Here is a 16,505-nt window from a genome sequence, read left to right on the forward strand (position 1 = left end):
CGGCCGGTGCACGTGCCTTGACGTATCCGACCGCGCGAGTCCGAGCCGGGCGGACCCGCATCAGGCGTCGGAGTCGCCGCCGCGGGTGCTGCCCGGCCCCCGGGAACCGTCATTGTGCTGGCGACGAGGGGGCCTCGGGACCCGCGGCGGTCGACCGGCGGCGGGACAGCCAGAGGTCGGTCAGCGCGAGGGAGACGGCCGAGGCGACCACGAGGGCGTTGAGGCACAGGGCGAGACGCGGGCCGATGCCGACCAGCGTGCCCGCCAGTGCCGTGCCTGCCGAACCGGCAGCCATCTTCAGCCCCGCCATCGTCACGAACACCTGCGCTCGGGCGTTGGGTGGAGAGTGCACCGACCGCACGGCCAGGGACGCGGTGAACAGGACCGCGCTCGTCGCTCCCGCCAGGGCGAAGGTCGCCAGGGCGAAGCCGTAACCGGGTGCCAGCGCGCAGAGGCCGACGGCCACGGCGTTCGCCGCGATCAGCCGCAGCACCCAGCGCTCCGGTTCCCCGGTGAGCGGGAACACGCCGGTCAGCAGCGCTCCGCAGAGGTTGCCGACGCCGTAGGCGGCGCCGATGGCGGCGCCCGCGCCCGCCGAGCCCTGGAGCTGGTGGCCGAAGACCACCGCGATCACCATCACACCGCCGGTACTGACCGAGGTGATCATCGTGGCGACCATGACGCGCCGCAGCGGGCCCTTCCGGACGATCACCTTGAGGGCATCCCGTACAGGCATCGAGCGCTGCCTCGTGGCGGCGTCCCGGTGCTCCTTGGGGAGCGCGAACATCAGCAGGCCGGCCAGCACACCGGCTGCGCCCAGCGCGACGACCGCGTGCAGGGCCCCGGCGACGGCGGTGATCGCGGCGACCGCGAGCGGACCGAGGATGTTGCTGCTTCCGTAGGTCGCCGAGTCCCACCCCTCGGCCCGGCGCTGGGCGCGGGTGTCCCCGCCGACGATCAGCGCGAGCCGGCTGCTGAGCCCTCCCGTCATCAGTGGATTGCAGAGACCGCCGACGACGACGAGCAGACCCACCAGGACGACGGGCAGACGGTCGAGTGTCAGACCGGTGGCGGCGAGCACCACGCCGAAGACGACGAAGGCTGCCGCCAGCCGCCATCTGGGGTCGCGGGCGTCCTCCAGCCAGCGCGCCATCCACGGTCCGACGATGTTGGGCAGCGTGAGCAGGGCCGCCAGGACGCCGCCGAGCGCGGCCCCGCCGTGACCGGGCCGGAGCGTCAGCGCGACGAGCGCGACAGGCGCGCCGCCGCTCGCCGAGCGCACGAGCGTCGCCGAGGTGAGGTACACGGCGAGCGACAGACCTCGTCGCGGCGGTAAGTCCCCCTGGTTTTCCTGTGGTTCCGGTGCCGGCGGGCCGTCGGCCCGGTCGGGCGCGGGTGCGGTGTCGGTCGGCTCCTGCTCTGTGGCCGCGTGGGTCGGGCCCGGTGCCTGTGGGGTGCCGGACGTCGCGTCGCCGTCGGCGCGCTTGCGGCGGTCGGGCACGTCTTCTCCGTTCGGTGTGGTCCGGTCGCGTCGCGTCCGGACGCGCTGTCGCTGTTCGCGGTGGTCCGCCGGTGGCCGTCGCGCCTCACACGACCGGAGCCGGGGTGCGAGTCCGCTCGGCCAGCAGCGGGAAGCCGAAGAGGCCCTCGATGTCGGCCTTGACCGCCGAGCACGCGGCCTCGGCCTCGGCCGGCGTGGGGGCGAGGGCGCGCAGCATCCCGAACGAGTCGAAGTTGGTGCGCATGGGCGGTACCACGTCACCGGCCCCCACCCGTGCGTAGCCGGAGTGGAGTCGGGCGAGGAAGGGGGCGAACCAGTCGTCGGGAAGGTGAGCGGGCACGGTGAACTTCTCCGGGGCGGCGAGGAACGAGTGCGAGGCCGAGCCCCGCAGCGGCAGCGGTCCTTCGTCCAGCGGCCCGCCGAGGAACAGGTCGACCAGGAGGGCGAACACGTCCACCCCGGCGACGCTGCTGATGGTGTCGGGCAGGGAGCCGCCCGTCAGCCGCGGGTTGACCTCGATGAGCCGGAAGCCGGACGGGGTGTGCATCACCTCCACGTGGAAGACGCCCAGGTCGAGTCCGAGTGCGCGGCAGACCTCGACGGCGTAGCGGCCGAGGGCGGCCTCGTCGGCGGCCGGCAGTCCGGAGGGGACGGTGCAGCCCAGTTCCAGTACCGGGTTCTCCCGGCTCACCTTGCGGCTCGCGCACACGAGGGGGACCAGGCGTCCCTCGGAGGCGGCGACCTCCACGGAGTACAGGTCCCCGGTCACCAGTTCCTCGACCAGGTACCGCTCGTCGAGCTGCCGGGCCATGCCCTCGGTGAGCTCCTCGCGTTCCGCCGCCGCGGCGGCGAAGTGGGCACGTACGGCGGAGGGCTCGCGGGCGATGGAGGTCACGGCCTTCCCGATGCCGAGGACGGGCTTCACGATCACCGGGTAGCCGATCGCCTCGGCGGCCTCCAGCGCTTCGGCGGCGTCGGTGACCACGCGGAAGCCGACGCTCGGCACTCCGCGCTCGCGCAGGATGCGGCGGCACTCGCCCTTGTCCCGGGCCGCGAGGGTGCCGGCCGGGGAGGTGCCGCGCGCACCGATGCGGGCGGCGAGGTCTGCGGCGGCCTGCGCCCCGTAGCTCAGCGTGGAGAGCACGGCGTCGACGCCTCGGGGATCCGCCCCGGAGGCGAGCAGTGCTCCGTACACCGCGTCGTCGTCCAGGGGATCGGTGAACGGGGCCGCGTGGTCGGCGAGTTGGATGGCTTCCCTGCGTTGGGCAGGGGCGGCGGTGAAGTCGTAGAGGGGGCAGTGGAGGTAGGTCACGGTGTGACCGCTTCGCTTCGCGTGGGCGAGTGCCTGAACGCCCAGACCCGTGGTCTCCACGAAGAGGAGGTGAGACATGGCGGCCCTTCCTCGCCGCGCGGCGGCGGGAGATCGATCCGAAGGGGTACGAGATGGCGCGGGACAGGTTAGGAGTCTCCCGCTGAGCGGGATTCATGCCCGGCCGACCGGAGAATCGCATGGTCGGCCGGCGACCGGGCAGGGGTGCCCGAAGGGGTCCGGGGCCTGCGAGGTGGACTGCGCGTGAACGCCCGGACAAGCCGGATGCCCACCCCCGCCGGAGGGTGTGAGGTGGATCACATTTGCCCCTGGGTGGTGTGTGATGCCCGCGCAGCTGGTTACTCAAGTGACGTGTCATGCACGCGGAACTGGTGAGCCGGGCCGCCGAAGCCCGAGGCCACCCGGAGGGCGGCGCACCGCTCGAAGGACCGCACGGCGTTTCGGCGCTCCGCACACCATCGGGTCGAGACCGACCGGTCCCGATCGCACTCTCGTCGAGCCGGGGGGATCTGTGAGCCACAGCGCGAAGACCGAAACGAGGGCCGGCTTAGGCAGGTCGCTGCTGTTACCGCTGGGAAGGCGGGCCGGCGACATCCGCACCGTCGTCTTCCCTCCCCTGGGAGGCGGCCTCCTTCCCTGCCTGGGTCTCGTCGCCCACCTCTCCCGCCACGGCCCCGTGTACGGCATCCGGGCGCTCGGCCTGGAGGAGGGCGAGGAACCGGACACCCGGATACCGGACATGGCCGACCGTTACGCCGAGGCGGTGGCCGCCCTCCCCACCCGTCCCGACCTGTTCGTCGGCTGGTCGCTCGGCGGACTGCTCGCCTTCGAGACGGCGCGGCGACTGACCGGCGTGCTCCCGCCCGACCTGGTGCTCATCGACAGCAGCCCGGCACCGGTGGGCAGGAACCCCGCGGCCTACGCCGCCGTACGCCAGCAGGTGCTGACCGAGGCGGCGGCCCACATGGACACGGACGCTCTCGCCCGAATGGAGCGCACCGTCGACGCCCACCTTGAGGCCCGCACCCGCTATCGCGCGGAGGGGCGGCATCCCGGCCGCACCCTGCTGATCACCTGCACCGGCAGTGACGACCCGCAGCAGGCCCGACGTTGGTCGCCACACCTCGCGGACGTCTTCGTCCACTCCCTGGACACCGGCCACTTCGGCGTCCTGCGCGCCCCGCACCTGCAACAACTCTCCTCGCACATCCAGCAGTTCACCGGCACTCTCGGCGGCGGCCGGGCCCGGCACCTCAGCACCGGCGCGGAACGGTACAGAGCCGACGCGGCTCCCCTCCGCTGACCGAAGCCGCTGCGCGGGCGCGCTGACAGCGCCGCCATGCGGCCCCGGGCCCGCGCCCGGCATCCCCGCCCGCGCTCCTCCTTCCCTCCCTCCGGCGAGGCACACGACTGCCTCCGCCCCGGACGGCACCCACGACTGCCCTTCGGCAGCGACTCCCCACGTCCGGTCACGCGCCCAGCCCTCCCGGACGCTCCGCGTATCGCGTATCCCCTTCCCGCTCCGTCAAAGGAATGGCATGCAGCACGCACAGATCACGCCGCACCACCTCACCAGCGTCGTCAAGAAGGTCGTCGCGGCGGCCTCCGAACCCCCCGCCGACCCGCGCGCCCTGACGGACGACGAACCACTCAACGGCGAACGTCTGCGCATCAACTCCCTCACCCTCATCGGCCTTCTGGTCCAGGTCGAGGAGGAGACCGGCGTCGCCCTCTCCGACGAACTGTTCGTCGGCAGGTCCTTCGCCACCGTCGCCGACATCACCGCGATCGTCGAGCAGAGCAGCGAGGCCGCCGCATGACCGACGTCCCCCGCCAGTGGCGCAGCGTCCTGCCCCACCTCGGTCAGCCGCTGCCGGCCGACCGTACCCAGCACTCCGCAGGCGACGGCGGCAGCGTGCAGGCGAACCTGCCGATGGAACTCGTCCGCCAGAACGTGCAGTCACGCGAGTACTGGGACATCCCCGCGGAAGTCGCGGACGCCTACCGGCGGTTCCGTCCCACCCCGCTGTGGCGAGCCCGCACCTTCGAGAAGGCGGTGGGCGCCCGGGTGCCCATCTGGGTGAAGTACGAGGGCGGCAACATCTCCGGCAGTCACAAGCTCAACACCGCGCTCGCCCAGGCCTACTACTACCACCGGGCGGGCGTGCGGGAACTGGTCACCGGCACCGGAGCCGGCCAGTGGGGCACCGCCCTGGCCGCCGCCTGCGCCCGCTTCGGCATGCGGTGCACCGTCTTCATGGTCGGCGGCAGCCTGGAACGCAAGCCGTACCGCGGCGTGCTGATGCGGATGCTCGGCGCGCGCGTCATCTCCAGCCCCAGCACCCTCACCGAAGTCGCCCGCTCCGGCCGGTCGGCGGGCAACAGCCTCTCGCTCGCGATCGGCGAGGCCGTCGAGTACGCCGCACGGACGGACGGCGCGGCGTTCTGCATCGGCAGCGGTGAGACGTACAGCATCCTGCACCAGTCCGTCATCGGCCTGGAGGCCATCGACCAGCTCGCCGAACAGGGGGGCGAGGTCGACGCCGTGGTCGGCTGCGTCGGAGCGGGCTCCAACTTCGGGGGCATCGCCCTGCCCTTCCACGCCCTGGCCGCCGCCGGGGGCACCGAACCGCCGGCCCTGATCGCCGCGGAGTCCAGCGCGACGCCGAAACTGACCCGCGGTGTGTACGCCTACGACCGCACGGACGCCACCGGGTCGTCCCCGCTGGAGGCCATGTACACCATCGGCAGCGAGTACGCCATCCCCGACTCCCACTCGGCGGGTCTGCGCTACCACGGGGCCGCCAAACTCATCTCCGCGATGCGGCACGCGGGACAGGTCTCCGCCACCGCCGTCGACCAGGTCGCCGCCCTCGCCGCGGGCCGCGCGTTCACCACGGCGGAGATGACCCTGCCCGCACCGGAGTCCGGACACGCCCTGGCCGCTGCCGCCCGCGCGGCGGGCGACGGCGACACGGACGGCGGCGCCGGCCGCGCCCGCACCGGAGTCCTGGTCTGCGTGAGCGGCCACGGCTACCTGGACCTCGGCGCCTACCAGCAGTTCCTCGAAGGTGAACTGACCGACCGCGCGCCGGACCCGGCGGCGCTCACCGACGCCGTCGCGGGCCTCGCCCCCCTCGGCACACCGGTGCACACCGACACGGCGTCCGACCGGACCACCCTTCCGCGCGCCGGGACGGCCGGACGACAGCCGACAGGCAGTCCCGTAGGGCTCAAGGAGGTGCGATGACCGCCCCCGCCCTCCCGCAGGCCGCCCCGCCGGAGGACCTGCACGCCGAGCTGATGGACTGTCTCCAGGTCAACCTGGCCTGGCTGGCCCGCGCGGAGTACGGCGTGTCGCCGCTCGTCCTCGGCGCGCGTCTGGAATTCGCGCCGCGCGACCGCGGTCCAGGCCGCCTGCCGACCGTCGAGCCGGACACCGGCACGCACGTCGAGGGCACCGCCGCGGCACTCGGGCTGTCCCTCACGGACCGTCATACCCTGCCGCCCGGCACCGGGATCCCGCCGGCCGGCCCCGGCACCGTGTACGTGATCGCCGACGCCTACCACCTGCCCTGGGTGCCCTACTACGGCCACGCCCACATGGACCACAGCTTCCTGCTCGCCAGGGACGTCACCGGACGGACCGTGGTGCGCGACGGCTACCACAACGACACCCCGTACGGCCCGGCCCGGCCGGGCGCCTGGACCCTCACCGAGGAGGAGCTCGCCGAGGCCCTGCCCGACGGCGCGCGCGTCCACCGCACGGCCCGCGCCGGGGTCCCGCAGCTCACCACCGAGTTCGCGCCCGCCACCGCGGCGGCTGTCGAGTCGTACGTGCGCGCCTATCGCGAGCACCCCGACCGCGAAGAGGCCCTTGCCCGGCTCACCCTGGAGACCTGGCTGCTGGTCCGGGCCCGGCGGCTGCACGCCGCTCACCTGGCCGCTGCCGGCTCCCCGGCGGCGGTTGTCGAGGAGCACCTGACGGACTGGGGCAAGCTGGCGGAACAGACCTTCCTCGCCCACCGCCGCGTCCAGCGCGGCCGACCGGAACCCACCGGCCCGCTGGAACGGCTCGCTGAACTCCTGTACGCCGACTCCCGGGTGTTCACCGCGTCGTCACCGGTCCGCGAGACCACCCGGGCCACCGCCGGGGCCGGGGCAGCGGCAACCGGCTCCCCGGACGACGCGGATGCGCTGCGCACGGCCGTCGCCGAAGAGGCCGCCGCCGTGCTCCGGGTCCCGGCCGCCGAGCTGCTGGCGGGCCGAGCGCTGACCGGGACGCCGCACTTCAGCTCGTTCCGCATGGTCGACATCGTCGAGCGGATCGAGGAACGGCTGCACATCGAGTTCGACGCCGCCGATCTCGTCCCGGAGAACCTCCACGATCTCAGCGGCCTGTGCCGCATCACCGCCCGCGCCCACCGGGAGACGTCGTGATCCTGCTGCACGATCTCATCGACACCGCGGCGAACCGCACACCCGACACGCCCGCCGTGACCACCTCGCAGGACTCCCTCACCCATGGCGAACTCGCCGTCGCCAGCCGTTCGGCCGCCGACTGGATGCGCACCCTCGGCGTCCACCGCGGGGAGCGCGTCGTGGTGGTGGCTCCCTCGGTCGTCGAGGTCGCCGTCGTCGTCTACGCCGCCTCCCGGATCGGCGCCCCCTTCGCGCTGCTGCACGAGCAGACCCGCGGGCGGGCCCTGGCCCACGTCCTGGACGACGCCGAACCCGTCCTCCTGCTCACCGACGACGAGGATGCCCGGCGCCTGGCCGTCGAGCGCGGCATCACCACCGCCCGCCTCTCCGACGTCCCACGGAGCCCGGCCCCGGAACCGGCCCCCGGCCTGCCCGGACCGGGCGCCGACGCGACCGACGTGGACGCTCCGCTCCCGGTCGACCCGGTCTGCCTGATCTACACCTCCGGCACCACCGCGGCCCCGAAAGCCGTGGTGAGCACCCACCAACAGGCGCTGTTCGCCCTCCACGCCATCCAGGGAGAACTGAAGTACCGCCCCGACGACGTGGTCTACAGCCCGCTTCCCCTCTCCTTCGACTACGGCCTCTACCAGTTGTTCCTCGGCGCACTGAGCGGGGCGGCGGTACACCTCGGACTGCCCGCCGAAGTCGGAGCCACCCTGCTGCGCAACATCGAGGCCGTGGACGCCACCGTCCTGGCCTCCGTGCCCGCCGTCGCCGAAACGCTGGCCAAACTGGTGCGCCGTTCGCCCGACCACGGCCTGCGGCTACGGCTGCTCACCAACACCGGAGCCGCCATGCCCCCGCAGCCCCTCGCCGTGCTGCGGGCCGCCGTCCCGGAGCTGCGTGTGCAGCTCATGTTCGGGCTCACCGAGTGCAAACGCGCCGCCATCAACCCGCCGGACGCCGACCTGGAGCACCCCGGGAGCTGCGGCCGGGCCCTGCCCGGAACCGAGATCTACGCGGCCGGCCCGGACGGCGAGCGACGGCCCCCGGGCGAGGTCGGCGAACTGGTGGTGCGCGGCCCGCACGTCATGGCCGGTTACTGGCGCCGCCCGGAGCTGACCGCCCAGCGGTTCCCGCGCCGCGACGGGCTCTTCCCCGAGCTGCGGACCGGCGACCACGGCTGGCTCGACGAACACGGTTTCGTCCACTTCGCCGGCCGCCGCGACGACCTCTACAAGGAGCGCGGTTTCCGGGTCAGCGCCACCGAGGTGGAAGCCGCCGCCCGGCGTGTGGGGGGCGTCGAACAGGCCGCCGTGCTGCCACCGGCCGACGGCTCGCCCGCGATCCTGGTGATGGTCTCCGAGCGCGGACCCGCGGACGTCCTGGACGCCATGCGCGAGGAGATCGAGGAGTTCAAGGTGCCCCGCCGCTGCGTGCCGCTGCCCGCCCTGCCCCTGACCCGCAACGGCAAGGTCGACCGCAAGGCCCTCGCCCGGGAGGTGGCCGACCGTGTCTGACACGACCACCGCCCGGCCCGACGCCGAAACCGTTCCCGACACCCTGCCCGCTGCGCTCTCCGCCGCACTGGACGCGGGCGCCGAGACGCCCGCCTACGTGTACGACCTCGCACGCGTCCGGGACAACGCCGCCCGGCTGCGCGGGGCCCTCCCCGAACCGGCCGACCTCTACTACTCCCTCAAGGCCAACTCCCACCCCGGCGTTCTGCGCACCCTCAGGGAGGCCGGGACCCTGCCCGAGGTGTGCTCGCCCGGAGAACTCGACGCCGCTCTCGACGCCGGGTGGGACGCCCGGCAGGTCCTCTACACAGGGCCCGGCAAACGCGACCAGGACATCGAACGGGCCCTGGAGAAGGGCGTCCGCGAGTTCTGCGCCGACTCCCCGACCGGCCTCGACCAGCTCGACCGGCTCGCCGGCCGGGCGGGAGTGCGGGCACGGACCCTGCTGCGGGTCAACGACGACCGGCCCGCAGCCGGGCAGGGCCTCGCCATGACCGGCGTCGCCTCCCAGTTCGGCGCCGACGCGCGGTGGATCACCGACGAGCCGGAGCGCTTCGGGGACCGCACCCACGTCGAGGTCACCGGCCTGCACCTCTACATGGGCACCAACCTCACCCACGTACCCGACCTGCTCGCGCAGTTCCGGCAGTCGCTCACCACGGCGGCCCGGATCCGCGCCGCCCTGAGCCCGCACACCGCGAGGCTGGACACCACCCTCGACCTGGGCGGCGGCTTCGGCGCCCCCTTCGCCAAGGAGGGCGGGGCGGCCGACCTGACCGGCCTGCGCGAAGGGCTCACCGAACTGCTCGACACCTCCGCACCCGGCTGGCGCGACGGAGCACCCCGCCCGGCATACGAGTCCGGCCGCTACCTGGTGGGCACCGCCGGGACCCTCCTCACCCGGGTGCTCGACGTGAAGCGGTCGCACGGCCGGGACGTCGCCGTCCTGGAGTCCGGCATCAACCACCTCGGCGGCATGGCCGGCCTGCGCCGCCTGCCCCCGCTCAACCCGACCCTGCTCACCGGAGCGGCAGGACGCGGCGCACCACGGCCCACCCTGGTCACCGGCCCCCTGTGCACCCCGCTCGACACCTGGGCCCGGCAGGCCCCGCTGCCCCCGCTGCGCCCCGGCGACCTGCTCGCCGTCCCCAACGTCGGCGCCTACGGGCTGTCCGCCAGCCTGCTCGCCTTCCTGGGCCACCCGGCCCCCCTCGAAGTCGCCGTCGACGGCGACGCCGCACCGCACCTCACCCGTCTCACGCTCACCCGGAAGGACTGAACCCCATGAACGCCGTGTTCGAGAAAGTGCTCCGCGACCACCTGCCCCGCCTCCAGGAACAAGCCCTCACCGACGACACCCGGCTGCACGACCTCGGGCTCGACTCGATGAAGTCGGTCGACCTGCTGTTCGCCATCGAGGACGAGATGGACGTCTCGCTGCCCGACGACGACCTCAACGAGGAGACCTTCGCGACCGCCGGCTCGCTGTGGCGGGCCGTGGACGCCGCGCGCACCTCGGAGGCGGTCGCGTGAGCGCCACCACCACCGCGCCCGACCCGGTCGCCGACGCGGCCGACCGGGGCCCGTCCTCGCTCCTCCTCGCGCCGCTGGTCGAGGAGGTCGCCGAGGTCACCGCGGTACACGCGCGCCGCACCGACACCGAAGCCGCGTTCCCCGTCGAGGCGCTGCGATCGCTGCGCGACACCCGGCTGCTCGGCCTGCTCGTGCCCACCGCCGAGGGCGGACTCGGCGGCGACCTGGGCGACGTGCTCACCGCCACCCGACGACTGGGCCGCGAGGACATGTCGCTCGCCATGATCTTCGCGATGCACTGCCAGCAGGTGGCCGCCCTGGTGCAGCACGCCGACGGCACGCTGCGCGAGGAACTCCTGCCCCGGATCGGAGCGGGCGGGGTGTACCTGGCCTCGGTCACCACCGAGGCCGGCAAGGGCGGCGCACTCCTCACCGCCACCGCGCCCCTCGAACAGCGCGAGGGCCACCTCCTCCTGGACCGCTTCGCGCCGATCGTCACCGGCGGCGCCCACGCGGACGGCTTCCTCGTCACCATGCGCAGCCCGGACTCCGAGAACGAGCAGGACGTCTCGCTGGTGTACGCCGACCGGAGCCAGCTGGAGGTGGCCTCCGCCGGCGGCTGGGACCCGCACGGCATGCGGGCCAGTCACAGCGGTGCGCTCCACCTGCGCGGCACCGTCCCCGACCACCAGGTCGTGGGGGAGCACGGCCGTTTCCGCGACGTCGTCACGCACACCTTCGGACCCCTCGCCCACCTCGGCTGGAGCGCCGCCTGGCTGGGCACCGCCGAGGGTGCGCTGGCGCGCACCGTCGGCATGCTCCGCTCCCCCCGGACCCGCGGCGGCGCCTGCCTCGACTCCGAACTGCTGCTCACCCGGCTCGCCCGGGTACGGCACCGCCTGGAGGCCGTTGCCGCGCTGCTGGCCCACACCCTGGACACAGTCGTGCACGAGGACGTCTCCCGGCCCCGCGTCCAACTCCTGGTCAACGGACTGAAGGTGACCGCATCCGAGCAGTGCCACTCGGCGGTGCAGGAACTGGTGGACGCGGTCGGGCTGCGCCACGGCTACCTGCGGGACTCGCCCGTCGCGCTGGAACGCGCCCTGCGCGACCTGCGGTCGGCGAGTCTCAACTTCAGCAACGACCGGCTGCTGCTGGCCGACGGCAAGCTCACCCTCCTCGACGCGGAGGTACGCCTTGTCTGAGGTCGTGGAGCCCCTCCGGGGCAGCCGCCCCGGGCCGACGGCGCGGTCCGCGCCGGCCGGCACCGGGTCCGGGCGGGAGCTGTGGGCGCGCCTGGGTGCGGCGGGTGCACTGCGCGGGCTCTACCAGGAGGGACAGCCCGAACGCGGGATCGTGCCCGACCGGCTCCGCGACCTGATCGTCCGCTCCGAGGCGCAGGAGGGCACTGGCCCGCTGCTCTCGGTCTGCGTCCAGGCCGCCACCGTGCTGCCGCTGCTGGCGGAGGCGGGTCGGCGCGGTCCGGCCGTGGGAGACGTCGGACGGCGCATGCTCGACGGCCGCTCGGTCGTGGCCCTGGCCGCCACCGACAGCGGCCCCGGCTCCGATCTCACCGCCCTGACGACACACGCCGAGGAGACGGGCACCGGGACGGTGCTGCGCGGCACCAAACGCTGGATCACCAACGCGGTCCACGCCGACCTGCTGCTCGTCCTGGCCCGCCGCCGCCCCGGCCCCCACTTCACCCACTTCAGCTGGTACCTCGTGCCCGCCGACGACCCGCGCGTACAGGTCGAGGCGGCACCGAGCCCGTACTTCACGGGATCCGGCACCGGACACGTCCACCTCGACGGCGTCCCGGTGCTCGCGGACGGACCGGTCGGCGGTGCGGGGCGCGGACTGCCCCTGTTCGCCCGGCACATCGCGGTGGAGCGTCTCGCCGGCGGTCTGTGGGCGGCGGCGGCCTGCCGCCGGGCGCTGGCCGACACCCGTGACCGGCTGGCGGAACACGGCCTCTGGGAGCAGCCCGCGATCCGCCAACGGCTTGCCGCCGCCCTGGTCCGCACCCGCCAACTGGAGGCCCTGGTCGAGACGTTGGGCTCCGCCGTCGCCGCCGAACACGACCACACCGCTGCGGCGCTGGTGAAGGCGGCAGCCGGAGAGACGGCCGATCACGTCCTCGACGTCTGCGCGCACCTGAGCGGTGCCGACGGCTTCGCCGCCGCAGGCATGCAGCACCGGCGCGCCGAGGCCGCGTTGTTCGGCATCGCCGGCGGCAGCACCGAGACCGTCCTCGCCTCTGTCGCCGACCAGGCCGAGGCCCTGCTGCCCCGGCCCTGCGGGGTGGCGTCGTGACGGGCGTCCCCGCCCCGGCGCGCCCTGCCCCCGCGTCCCGACAGGCCGGCCCCGTCACCGTCGAGGCGGCGCCCGGCGTGTGGGTGGCCTGGGCACGCGCGGCCGCCCCGAGCACGCACCCCGACGACCTGGCGGACGTGAGGGGCCGGCCGCAGTGGCAACACCGCCAGTCCCTCGCCGCCCGGGGGCTGCTGCGCTCCCTGCTCGCCACAGTGTGCCCCGCGGCCCAGGACGTCCCGCTGACCGCCGGCGCCCGCGGCCGGCCCGTGCTGGAGGGGCTGCCCGGCCTGGGGGTCAGCCTCTCGCACGACGGAGCGGACGACGCCGCGGGCGGTGACCTGGTGGCCGCCGCGGTGGCCCCCGGCCGACGTGTGGGCGTGGACGTCCAGTTGCCCCCCGGCCCGGATCTGCCGCCCGGTCTGGTCCGCCGGTGTCTGCGCGAACGCGCCGCGGAACTGTCCCCGCTGCCCGCCGACCGCCGCGCCCTGGAATTCGCCTGGGTGTGGACCGTGCAGGAGGCCTGTGTGAAGGCCGACGGCACCGGTATCGCCGGCCGCCCGTGGTCCCTCGACATCCCGGTGCGGCCCAGCACCGGCACCCTCGGCGATCTCACCTGGATCGCCCTGCGTCACCTCAGCATCCACCCCGTGAGTTGCGCCTTTGGAGATGGCCGTGCCCGCTGAAGCACTGAGCTGCTACACCACCAACCTCAAGGAACACCTCCGTCTCGTCGACCCCGCTGCCGAACGGAAGCTGGCGGCGGGCTTCACCCTCTCCCTCCGCCGCGACGGCCTCGACGGCACCCTGGCCTTCAGTCACCACGACCGGGTGGCACCGGACTTCGGCTACCGCGGCGCACGCCGCTGGGACGACACCCTCTCCGCCCTCCGGAGCGAGTTCGCCCGCCGGGGCGACGTCCTCGCCGTGGCCAACTGCCGCAACCTGCCGTGGAGCCCGTCCCACCGCGTGCGCGACGTGCCGCACTGGCTTCGCCTCGCCGCCCGCGACGGCGACCGCTGGCTGGTGGTGGACGACTTCGACGCCCTGCTGCCCGAGGGCCGTCAGTTCCCGCACCGCGGCTGGGCCGACGAAGCCGAACTGCGCGCACTGCTCGCCCCGTTGCCGGGCCTGGACACCGTGCTGCACCAGCGCGACGTGTACGCCCTCGGCGGCGGCCCCGCCTGGGTGCCCGATCCGGGGAACCACCGCTGGCTGGAACACGGGGCCGGCCGCTTCGACCCGTGCCCCGGCGACTGGGTCCGGGGCACCGCCGCCTCGCTCGCACTCCTCCGCGACCTGCTGCCGTCCGACCCGGAGGCACTGGTCCGCTACGCCGAGGACCTCTGGGCCGCGGCACGCCACCACCAGTACCTGAACGGCGCCGCACCGGCGACCGCCGCCGCGTGGGGCGAGCTGTCCCGCTCCCTGCGCTACGCGGCCCAGTCGGCGGCACGCGGCAGGCCCCGCGCCTCCCTGGTGCGCACCGCCTTCGACCGGATCCTCACCGCGATCGGCCCCGGCGACGCGGCCACCCCCCGTCCCGCCGCGGTGAGCGCGGGAGCGGCCTGGTGACCGCCCGCACCGGGGACCACCCCGGCACCCTGCACGCGTGGTTCGCCGCGTCCGCCGGACGCCACCCCGGCCGCGTCGCCCTGGAGGCCGACGGGCAGGCCCTGACCTACCGCGAACTCGACGAGTACAGCGCCCGTGTCGCGGCCGGTATCCTCCGGGCCTGCCCCGGCCCGCCGCGCCGCGTCGGTCTGCTGGCCGGCCGGCGGCCCGCTGCGTACGCCGGTTACCTGGCCGTCCAACGGCTCGGCGCCACAGTCGTCCCACTCAACACCGCATGGCCCGAAGCCCGCAACGCCTCCGTCGCCCGCCTGGCCGGGCTCGACCTGGTGCTGACCGACGGGCCCGAGGGCTCGCACGGGCTGCCTGTGCCGTTGCTCGACCTGGCCGACGCGGTCGGCGGCTCCGCCGACGGCACGGCGTCCCCGGGGGAGATGGGAGGGCCGGGAGGGCCGGGGGAGCCGGGGGAGCCCGCCTACATCCTGTTCACCTCCGGCAGTACCGGCGCCCCCAAGGGCGTGCCGATACTCCAGGGCAACGTCGCCCCGTACCTCGCCCATGTCATCGACCGCTACGAGGTCGGGCCCGGGTCCCGCCTCTCCCAGACCTTCGATCTCACTTTCGACGTCTCGGTGTTCGACATGTTCGCCGCGTGGGGCGGCGGTGCGACCCTGGTCGTCCCCAGCCGGGACGAGATCCTGGCACCCGTACGGTTCGTCAACGAGCGTGACCTGACCCACTGGTGCTCCGTCCCCTCGGTGATTTCCTTCGCCCGCCGGCTGCGGGCGCTGCGCCACAGCGCCATGCCGGGGCTGCGGCACAGTCTCTTCGCGGGGGAGCCGCTCACCCTCCAGCAGGCCCAGGCGTGGCAGGCGGCGGCGCCGTCGTCGCGGCTGGAGAACTTCTACGGCCCCACCGAACTGACCATTACCTGCTCGGAGTTCGCCCTCGACACCGACATGGGGAACTGGTCCGCGACCGCCAACGGAACGGTGCCGATCGGCCACGTCTACCCGCACCTGGAGCACCGCGTCCTCGACGCCGCGGGGCGGCCGACGGAGGAGGGGGAACTGTGCGTGCGGGGCCCCCAGCGTTTCCCCGGCTACCTGGACCCCGCCGACGACGTCGGACGCTTCTGGGACCTGGACGGCGACTGTCCCGCCGTCCCCGCTTGCGCGCCGCGCGGTCCCGCCGTCCGGCCCTCGGACGGGATCCCGGCCCGCATGTGGTACCGCACCGGCGACCGGGTCCGCCCGGTCGGCCGGGACGGACTCCTCCACCTGGGACGCCTCGACCACCAGGTGAAGGTCGACGGCTACCGCGTCGAACTCGGCGAGATCGAATCCGCACTGCGCGACCAGCCCGACGTGCACGACGCCGTGGTCCTCGCGTTGCCCACCACGCACGGCGGCACCGAACTGCACGCGGTGTGCACCGGCGACGACCCCGACCCCGACCCCCTGCTCGACGCGCTCCGTGAACGGCTGCCCGCCTACATGGTCCCCTCCTTCCTGCACGTTCGCCCCGAACTGCCCCTGAACGGCAACGGCAAGACGGACCGAGCGGCCCTCGCCGCCCTGCTGCAGGACGAGCCCGCAGAGACACCGGCCAAGGAGTTCCGATGACGGGTCGCCCGACGGTGGCCCTCGCCGGAGCCCGCCCCGCCGAGGGCCACGCCACCCGTCCCACCGGGGACCCACCGTCCGTGGCGTCGTCCCCCGCGAGCCCCTGCCGCAGCGCGGACCGGGCGTCCTCGCCGTCCGCCGCGCCGCTCCCGACCGCGACAACCCGCCGCTCCTGCCGGAGGTGCCGCCGCGCGACACCGCGGCGGTCGCCCTCTGCACGGACTTCGGCCCGCCCCCGGTCGCCCCACGCTCCGAAGCGCCGGGACCGCCGTCAGGATCCGGGTGCGCCGTACGACGCAGCCGGGACGAGCTCGTCAGGCGCCGGGCACTGCGGGACACCTGCCCCCGACCCCGTCCCCGACCCCGTCCCCGGCGACGTCGGCGGGGACGGACTGGGCACGGACGGCTTCCCTCGCGTCGCCGAGTCCGTCCGGGGCGCCGACCGCCGGGGCCCGCGCTACCTTGCCGAACCCGCCGAACCCGCCGAACCCGCCGAACCCGCCGAACCCGCCGACCACCCGTCCCCGCACCCCGCATACCGCCCGCCGGTCCGGCAGCACAGCCACGGGCGTCCGGGACACGTCGTCGCCGCTGCCGGCAGCCGCGACGAACCTCACGCGCGGGTGCCGGCCGTGGAGCAAGCGCCGAGGCCCGTCACCGGACCTCCGATCCCGTGTCCGTCGCGC

The 16,505-nt window shown here is 74.4% G+C and carries 15 protein-coding genes; 12 read left to right on the forward strand and 3 right to left on the reverse strand.

The annotated features are described in order from the left end of the window. Positions 1-109: 109 nt before the first annotated feature. Both ACQPZG_RS03975 and ACQPZG_RS03980 read right to left on the reverse strand, forming a co-directional pair. On the reverse strand, positions 110-1,501 hold the full coding sequence (locus ACQPZG_RS03975; RefSeq protein ID WP_433544346.1) for an MFS transporter: 1,392 nt from the start codon (positions 1,499-1,501) through the stop codon (positions 110-112). Positions 1,502-1,586: 85 nt separating this feature from the next. Next, on the reverse strand, positions 1,587-2,891 hold the full coding sequence (locus ACQPZG_RS03980) for an ATP-grasp domain-containing protein (protein ID WP_433544347.1): 1,305 nt from the start codon (positions 2,889-2,891) through the stop codon (positions 1,587-1,589). A 262-nt stretch (positions 2,892-3,153) separates the two neighbouring features. On the opposite strand from ACQPZG_RS03980, the gene ACQPZG_RS03985 reads away from it, so the two are divergent. From ACQPZG_RS03985 to ACQPZG_RS04040, 12 genes are all read left to right on the forward strand, one after another. Beyond that, positions 3,154-4,134 carry a thioesterase II family protein gene (locus ACQPZG_RS03985; protein ID WP_433544348.1) on the forward strand — a complete coding sequence of 327 codons (981 nt, stop codon included), beginning with the start codon at positions 3,154-3,156 and terminating at the stop codon, positions 4,132-4,134. A 235-nt stretch (positions 4,135-4,369) separates the two neighbouring features. Further along, on the forward strand, positions 4,370-4,651 hold the full coding sequence (locus ACQPZG_RS03990; protein ID WP_433544349.1) for an acyl carrier protein: 282 nt from the start codon (positions 4,370-4,372) through the stop codon (positions 4,649-4,651). Further along, the gene (locus ACQPZG_RS03995; protein ID WP_433544350.1) at positions 4,648-6,081 is read left to right on the forward strand and encodes a TrpB-like pyridoxal phosphate-dependent enzyme; all 1,434 of its coding nucleotides are present in this window, start codon (positions 4,648-4,650) and stop codon (positions 6,079-6,081) included. The genes ACQPZG_RS03990 and ACQPZG_RS03995 overlap by 4 nt, the downstream gene beginning before the upstream one ends. Then, the gene (locus ACQPZG_RS04000) at positions 6,078-7,271 is read left to right on the forward strand and encodes a hypothetical protein (protein ID WP_433544351.1); all 1,194 of its coding nucleotides are present in this window, start codon (positions 6,078-6,080) and stop codon (positions 7,269-7,271) included. Before ACQPZG_RS03995 ends, ACQPZG_RS04000 begins: the two co-directional genes overlap by 4 nt. After that, positions 7,271-8,776, forward strand: a complete 1,506-nt coding sequence (locus ACQPZG_RS04005) for a class I adenylate-forming enzyme family protein (protein ID WP_433544637.1) — start codon at positions 7,271-7,273, stop codon at positions 8,774-8,776. Before ACQPZG_RS04000 ends, ACQPZG_RS04005 begins: the two co-directional genes overlap by 1 nt. A 43-nt stretch (positions 8,777-8,819) precedes the next feature. Next, positions 8,820-10,055 (forward strand): type III PLP-dependent enzyme, encoded by a 1,236-nt coding sequence (locus ACQPZG_RS04010; protein ID WP_433544638.1) that lies wholly within the window; start codon positions 8,820-8,822, stop codon positions 10,053-10,055. Positions 10,056-10,060: 5 nt separating this feature from the next. Beyond that, positions 10,061-10,309 (forward strand): phosphopantetheine-binding protein, encoded by a 249-nt coding sequence (locus ACQPZG_RS04015; protein WP_433544352.1) that lies wholly within the window; start codon positions 10,061-10,063, stop codon positions 10,307-10,309. A 74-nt stretch (positions 10,310-10,383) separates the two neighbouring features. Further along, entirely contained in the window at positions 10,384-11,514 is a 1,131-nt protein-coding gene (locus ACQPZG_RS04020; RefSeq protein WP_433544639.1) for an acyl-CoA dehydrogenase family protein, read from the forward strand. After that, positions 11,507-12,625 (forward strand): acyl-CoA dehydrogenase family protein, encoded by a 1,119-nt coding sequence (locus tag ACQPZG_RS04025; protein WP_433544353.1) that lies wholly within the window; start codon positions 11,507-11,509, stop codon positions 12,623-12,625. Before ACQPZG_RS04020 ends, ACQPZG_RS04025 begins: the two co-directional genes overlap by 8 nt. Then, positions 12,622-13,308, forward strand: coding sequence for a 4'-phosphopantetheinyl transferase family protein (locus ACQPZG_RS04030; RefSeq protein WP_433544354.1), 687 nt, complete (start codon positions 12,622-12,624; stop codon positions 13,306-13,308). The genes ACQPZG_RS04025 and ACQPZG_RS04030 overlap by 4 nt, the downstream gene beginning before the upstream one ends. After that, complete coding sequence (locus ACQPZG_RS04035) at positions 13,298-14,197, forward strand: hypothetical protein (protein ID WP_433544355.1); 900 nt, start codon at positions 13,298-13,300, stop codon at positions 14,195-14,197. The genes ACQPZG_RS04030 and ACQPZG_RS04035 overlap by 11 nt, the downstream gene beginning before the upstream one ends. Beyond that, positions 14,194-15,819: an AMP-binding protein gene (locus ACQPZG_RS04040; RefSeq protein WP_433544356.1), complete on the forward strand. Its 1,626-nt coding sequence runs from the start codon at positions 14,194-14,196 to the stop codon at positions 15,817-15,819. Before ACQPZG_RS04035 ends, ACQPZG_RS04040 begins: the two co-directional genes overlap by 4 nt. A gap of 314 nt (positions 15,820-16,133) precedes the next feature. On the opposite strand, the gene ACQPZG_RS04045 is transcribed toward ACQPZG_RS04040, so the two are convergent. Continuing rightward, entirely contained in the window at positions 16,134-16,436 is a 303-nt protein-coding gene (locus ACQPZG_RS04045) for a hypothetical protein (RefSeq protein WP_433544357.1), read from the reverse strand. Positions 16,437-16,505: the final 69 nt, after the last annotated feature.

This window comes from Streptomyces sp. CA-294286, from assembly GCF_050947155.1.
GTDB lineage: Bacteria > Actinomycetota > Actinomycetes > Streptomycetales > Streptomycetaceae > Streptomyces.

What these genes read in the sequence shown, in the direction of transcription:
- ACQPZG_RS03980 (WP_433544347.1), bottom strand. Translation starts at nt 2,891, where the DNA reads ATGTCTCACCTCCTCTTCGTGGAGACCACGGGTCTGGGCGTTCAGGCA.
- ACQPZG_RS03985 (WP_433544348.1), top strand. Translation starts at nt 3,154, where the DNA reads ATGCCCGCGCAGCTGGTTACTCAAGTGACGTGTCATGCACGCGGAACT.
- ACQPZG_RS03990 (WP_433544349.1), top strand. Translation starts at nt 4,370, where the DNA reads ATGCAGCACGCACAGATCACGCCGCACCACCTCACCAGCGTCGTCAAG.
- ACQPZG_RS03995 (WP_433544350.1), top strand. Translation starts at nt 4,648, where the DNA reads ATGACCGACGTCCCCCGCCAGTGGCGCAGCGTCCTGCCCCACCTCGGT.
- ACQPZG_RS04000 (WP_433544351.1), top strand. Translation starts at nt 6,078, where the DNA reads ATGACCGCCCCCGCCCTCCCGCAGGCCGCCCCGCCGGAGGACCTGCAC.
- ACQPZG_RS04015 (WP_433544352.1), top strand. Translation starts at nt 10,061, where the DNA reads ATGAACGCCGTGTTCGAGAAAGTGCTCCGCGACCACCTGCCCCGCCTC.